The organism is Nonomuraea turkmeniaca, from assembly GCF_005889735.1.
Taxonomy (GTDB): Bacteria; Actinomycetota; Actinomycetes; order Streptosporangiales; family Streptosporangiaceae; genus Nonomuraea; species Nonomuraea turkmeniaca.
Window position 1 is genome coordinate 1 of record NZ_VCKY01000409.1, and the last position, 5,031, is coordinate 5,031.

The 5,031-nt window shown below is 57.7% G+C and carries 2 rRNA genes; both read left to right on the plus strand.

Going from position 1 to position 5,031, the window contains the following annotated elements:
- Positions 1-85: 85 nt before the first annotated feature.
- Positions 86-1,608 (plus strand): 16S ribosomal RNA (locus ETD86_RS52495).
- 308 nt (positions 1,609-1,916) lie between these two features.
- Positions 1,917-5,023: ribosomal RNA gene (locus ETD86_RS52500) — 23S ribosomal RNA — on the plus strand.
- Together the 16S and 23S rRNA genes form the textbook arrangement of a ribosomal RNA operon.
- Positions 5,024-5,031: the final 8 nt, after the last annotated feature.

Consider the following 5,031-nt stretch of genomic DNA (forward strand, 5'->3'; position numbering starts at 1 on the left):
AAAGCCAGTGCATGTGCATCATCACATGTATGACCCCGTCATTTTTGACGGTTTTGCTTGGACAGATCTGTCCGGACATGTTCATTGTTTGGAGAGTTTGATCCTGGCTCAGGACGAACGCTGGCGGCGTGCTTAACACATGCAAGTCGAGCGGAAAGGCCCTTCGGGGTACTCGAGCGGCGAACGGGTGAGTAACACGTGAGCAACCTGCCCCTGACTCTGGGATAAGCCTGGGAAACTGGGTCTAATACCGGATATGACCGCCTTCGGCATCGGATGGTGGTGGAAAGTTTTTCGGTTGGGGATGGGCTCGCGGCCTATCAGCTTGTTGGTGGGGTAGTGGCCTACCAAGGCGACGACGGGTAGCCGGCCTGAGAGGGCGACCGGCCACACTGGGACTGAGACACGGCCCAGACTCCTACGGGAGGCAGCAGTGGGGAATATTGCGCAATGGGCGGAAGCCTGACGCAGCGACGCCGCGTGGGGGATGACGGCCTTCGGGTTGTAAACCTCTTTCAGCAGGGACGAAGTTGACGTGTACCTGCAGAAGAAGCGCCGGCTAACTACGTGCCAGCAGCCGCGGTAATACGTAGGGCGCAAGCGTTGTCCGGAATTATTGGGCGTAAAGAGCTCGTAGGTGGCTGGTCGCGTCTGCCGTGAAAGCCCGCAGCTTAACTGCGGGTCTGCGGTGGATACGGGCCGGCTAGAGGTAGGCAGGGGCAAGTGGAATTCCTGGTGTAGCGGTGAAATGCGCAGATATCAGGAGGAACACCGGTGGCGAAGGCGGCTTGCTGGGCCTTACCTGACGCTGAGGAGCGAAAGCGTGGGGAGCGAACAGGATTAGATACCCTGGTAGTCCACGCTGTAAACGTTGGGCGCTAGGTGTGGGGATCTTCCACGATCTCCGTGCCGGAGCTAACGCATTAAGCGCCCCGCCTGGGGAGTACGGCCGCAAGGCTAAAACTCAAAGGAATTGACGGGGGCCCGCACAAGCGGCGGAGCATGTTGCTTAATTCGACGCAACGCGAAGAACCTTACCAAGGTTTGACATCACCCGGACACCTGCAGAGATGTGGGCTTCTTCGGACTGGGTGACAGGTGGTGCATGGCTGTCGTCAGCTCGTGTCGTGAGATGTTGGGTTAAGTCCCGCAACGAGCGCAACCCTTGCTCCATGTTGCCAGCACGCCTCTTCGGGGGTGGTGGGGACTCATGGGGGACTGCCGGGGTCAACTCGGAGGAAGGTGGGGATGACGTCAAGTCATCATGCCCCTTATGTCTTGGGCTGCAAACATGCTACAATGGCCGGTACAGAGGGTTGCGATACCGTGAGGTGGAGCGAATCCCTAAAAGCCGGTCTCAGTTCGGATTGGGGTCTGCAACTCGACCCCATGAAGTCGGAGTCGCTAGTAATCGCAGATCAGCAACGCTGCGGTGAATACGTTCCCGGGCCTTGTACACACCGCCCGTCACGTCACGAAAGTCGGCAACACCCGAAGCCCGTGGCCCAACCAGCTTGCTGGGGGGAGCGGTCGAAGGTGGGGCTGGCGATTGGGACGAAGTCGTAACAAGGTAGCCGTACCGGAAGGTGCGGCTGGATCACCTCCTTTCTAAGGAGCACTTTCACGCGGTCTCGGCGAACGCCCGGGACGCGTGACAGCTCACTAGTGGAGCACTGGCTACTCAACCAGGCCGGATCGCCGGCGGGTCAGTACCGTCCGCCCTCTTTGGGGGGTGGGAGTGGGAACACCTGGTCGTGGGGTTCGGGTTGGTTGGACACACTGTTGGGTCCTGAAGGAACGGGCATGATTGCTCGGCTTCTTCGGACACAGGGCCAGCGATCATCTCACGGTTGTGGGGTGGGAGCTGGTTGCTGTTTGTTGTTTGAGATTTGCATAGTGGACGCGAGCATCTTTGTGGCCAAGTTTTTTAGGGCACACGGTGGATGCCTTGGCATCAGGAGCCGATGAAGGACGTGGGAGGCTGCGTTAAGCCTCGGGGAGTCGCCAACCAGACGTTGATCCGGGGATGTCCGAATGGGGAAACCTAGCACCAGTCATGTGGTGTTGCCTCCGCTTGAATGTATAGGGCGGTTGGTGGTAACGCGGGGAAGTGAAACATCTCAGTACCCGTAGGAAGAGAAAACAAGAGTGATTCCGTGAGTAGTGGTGAGCGAAAGCGGATGAGGCTAAACCGGGCGTGTGTGATAGCCGGCAGGTGTTGCATGTCCGGGGTCGTGGGACCCTCTGGGTCGATCTGCCGATCGGCCAAGGAGTGATAAATCCGTCTGATAGTTGAAGCCTCTGGGAAGGGGCGCCGTAGACCGTGAGAGCCGGGTAGGCGAAATTGGGCGGACTTCTTGAGGGGATCCCAAGTAGCACGGGGCCCGAGAAATCCTGTGTGAATCTGCCAGGACCACCTGGTAAGCCTAAATACTCCCTGATGACCGATAGTGCACGAGTACCGTGAGGGAAAGGTGAAAAGTGCCCCGGTGAGGGGTTGTGAAATAGTACCTGAAACCGTGTGCCTACAAGCCGTAGGAGCTTAGCCGGACTTGTTTCGGCTGTGATGTGACTGCGTGCCTTTTGAAGAATGAGCCTGCGAGTTATGGTGTGTGGCGAGGTTAACCCGTGTGGGGGAGCCGTAGCGAAAGCGAGTCTGAAGAGGGCGTTTGAGTCGCATGCTGTAGACCCGAAGCGGAGTGATCTACGCATGGGCAGGTTGAAGCTCAGGTAAGACTGGGTGGAGGACCGAACCCACCAGGGTTGAAAACCTGGGGGATGATCTGTGTGTAGGGGTGAAAGGCCAATCAAACTCCGTGATAGCTGGTTCTCCCCGAAATGCATTTAGGTGCAGCGTTGCGTGTTTCTTGCCGGAGGTAGAGCACTGGATGGCCGATGGGCCCGACAAGGTTACTGACGTCAGCCAAACTCCGAATGCCGGTAAGTGAGAGCGTGGCAGTGAGACTGCGGGCGATAAGGTTCGTAGTCGAGAGGGAAACAGCCCAGATCACCGACTAAGGCCCCTAAGCGTGTGCTAAGTGGGAAAGGATGTGGAGTCGCAGAGACAACCAGGAGGTTGGCTTAGAAGCAGCCACCCTTGAAAGAGTGCGTAATAGCTCACTGGTCAAGTGATTCTGCGCCGACAATGTAGCGGGGCTCAAGCACACCGCCGAAGTCGTGGCACTGACAGCCAAGCGTTGTTGGTGGGTAGGGGAGCGTCGTGCAGCCGGTGAAGCAGCAGAGTGATCTAGTTGTGGAGGCTGTGCGAGTGAGAATGCAGGCATGAGTAGCGAATCGAGGGTGAGAAACCCTCGCGCCGGATGACCAAGGGTTCCTGGGGCAGGCTAATCCGCCCAGGGTAAGTCGGGACCTAAGGCGAGGCCGACAGGCGTAGTCGATGGACAACGGGTTGATATTCCCGTACCCGCTTCAACGCGCCCATATTGAACCTCGTGATGCTAAGAGTCCTTAAGTCCTCTGATGTCCTTCGGGACTAGGGGTGAGGCTGAACGCTCGATCCGATCGGGTAGTAGGTAAGCGATGGGGTGACGCAGGAAGGTAGTCCAGCCCAGGCGATGGTTGTCCTGGGGTAAGCATGTAGGGCGGAACGTAGGCAAATCCGCGTTCCTTTTGCCTGAGATGTGATGCCGAGCCGATTGTGGTGAAGTGGATGATCCTATGCTGCCGAGAAAAGCCTCTAGCGAGTGTTGTGGCGGCCCGTACCCTAAACCGACTCAGGTGGTCAGGTAGAGAATACTAAGGCGATCGGGTGAACTGTGGTTAAGGAACTCGGCAAATTGCCCCCGTAACTTCGGGAGAAGGGGGACCTCTGCTGGTGATCAGACTAGCTTTGTGAGCTGGTGGGGGTCGCAGTGGCCAGGGGGAAGCGACTGTTTACTAAAAACACAGGTCCGTGCGAAGTCGTAAGACGATGTATACGGACTGACGCCTGCCCGGTGCCGGAACGTTAAGGGGACCGCTTAGTCAGCGCAAGCTGGCGAAGGTGAGAACTTAAGCGCCGGTAAACGGCGGTGGTAACTATAACCATCCTAAGGTAGCGAAATTCCTTGTCGGGTAAGTTCCGACCTGCACGAATGGCGTAACGACTTCCCCGCTGTCTCAACCGCAGACCCGGCGAAATTGCACTACGAGTAAAGATGCTCGTTACGCGCAGCAGGACGGAAAGACCCCGGGACCTTCACTACAGCTTGACATTGGCGTTTGGAGCGTCTTGTGTAGGATAGGTGGGAGACTGGGAAGCTCGGACGCTAGTTCGGGTGGAGTCATTGGTGAAATACCACTCTGGTCGTTTTGAACGTCTAACCCTGGTCCGTGATCCGGATCGGGGACAGTGTCTGGTGGGTAGTTTAACTGGGGCGGTTGCCTCCTAAAGAGTAACGGAGGCGCCCAAAGGTTCCCTCAGCCTGGTTGGCAATCAGGTGTCGAGTGTAAGTGCACAAGGGAGCTTGACTGTGAGACTGACGGGTCGAGCAGGAGCGAAAGCTGGGACTAGTGATCCGGCATCGGCATGTGGAAGCGGTGTCGCTCAACGGCTAAAAGGTACCCCGGGGATAACAGGCTGATCTTCCCCAAGAGTCCATATCGACGGGATGGTTTGGCACCTCGATGTCGGCTCGTCGCATCCTGGGGCTGGAGTAGGTCCCAAGGGTTGGGCTGTTCGCCCATTAAAGCGGTACGCGAGCTGGGTTTAGAACGTCGCGAGACAGTTCGGTCCCTATCCGCTGCGCGCGCAGGAGACTTGAAAGGGGCTGTCCCTAGTACGAGAGGACCGGGACGGACGAACCTCTGGTGTGCCAGTTGTATCGCCAGATGCACGGCTGGTTGGCTACGTTCGGAAGGGATAACCGCTGAAAGCATCTAAGCGGGAAGCTCGCCTTGAGATGAGGTCTCCCACCCTGTGAAGGGGTAAGGCCCCCTATAGACGATGGGGTTGATAGGCCGGAGGTGGAAGCGCGGTAACGTGTGGAGCTGACCGGTACTAATAGGCCGAGGACTTGACCACAAAGCATA